At 65.1% G+C, this 1,051-nt stretch carries 1 protein-coding gene; it reads left to right on the top strand.

Annotation, left to right across the window (positions count from 1 at the left end):
* Nucleotides 1-1,051, top strand: a 1,051-nt coding sequence (gene ilvA, locus BLS87_RS33310) for a threonine ammonia-lyase, biosynthetic (RefSeq protein ID WP_074759409.1), incomplete at both ends; no start/stop codon positions are given.

Genomic DNA, 1,051 nt, shown 5'->3' with positions numbered 1-1,051 from the left:
CGGAAGAGCTGGCGCGGGGCGTGGTCACGGCGTCGGCGGGCAACCACGCGCAAGGCCTGGCGCTGGCGGCGAAGACCCTGGGTGTGTCGGCGACGATCGTGATGCCCAAGACCACCCCTGAGATCAAGGTCGAGGGCGTGCGTTCGCGTGGCGGCAAGGTCGTGCTGCACGGGGACTCGTTCCCTGAGGCGCTGGCGTTTTCGCTGAAACTGGTCGAGGAAAAAGGCTACGTCTACATCCACCCTTACGACGATCCAGACACCATCGCCGGGCAAGGCACGGTGGCCATGGAAATCTTGCGTCAGCACCCGGGCCAGCTCGACGCGATCTTCGTGCCGGTGGGCGGCGGTGGTTTGATCGCCGGCATCGCGGCGTACGTGAAATACCTGCGCCCGGAGATCAAGGTGATCGGCGTCGAGCCGGATGACTCCAACTGCCTGCAGCAGGCCATGGCCTATGGCGAGCGGGTCGTGCTGCAGCAAGTGGGGCTGTTTGCCGACGGCGTGGCCGTTGCACAGATCGGCCAGCACACCTTCGACCTCTGCAAGGATTACGTCGACGAAGTGATCACCGTCAGCACCGACGAGATCTGCGCGGCAATCAAGGACATCTACGACGACACCCGCTCGATCACCGAGCCCGCAGGCGCACTGGGCGTGGCCGGGATCAAGCGCTACACCGAGCAGTACGGCGTCAGCGGTCAGACCTTCGTCGCCATCGACTCGGGCGCCAACGTCAACTTCGACCGCCTGCGCCACGTCGCCGAGCGCGCGGAACTGGGCGAAGGCCGCGAAGCGATCATTGCCGTGACCATCCCCGAGCAACCGGGCAGTTTCAAGGCGTTCTGCGAGGCCATCGGCAAGCGCCAGATCACCGAATTCAACTACCGCTACCACACTGACCGCGAGGCGCACATCTTCGTCGGCGTGCAGACACACCCCGAAAACGATCCGCGCAAGGCCTTGATCGCCAGCCTGACCGCGCAAGGCTTCCCGGTGCTGGACCTGACCGACAACGAACTGGCCAAGCTGCACCTGCGGCACATGGTGGG

This window comes from Pseudomonas abietaniphila, assembly GCF_900100795.1.
Classification (GTDB): domain Bacteria; phylum Pseudomonadota; class Gammaproteobacteria; order Pseudomonadales; family Pseudomonadaceae; genus Aquipseudomonas; species Aquipseudomonas abietaniphila.
This window is presented reverse-complemented; position numbering and strand designations above follow the sequence as displayed.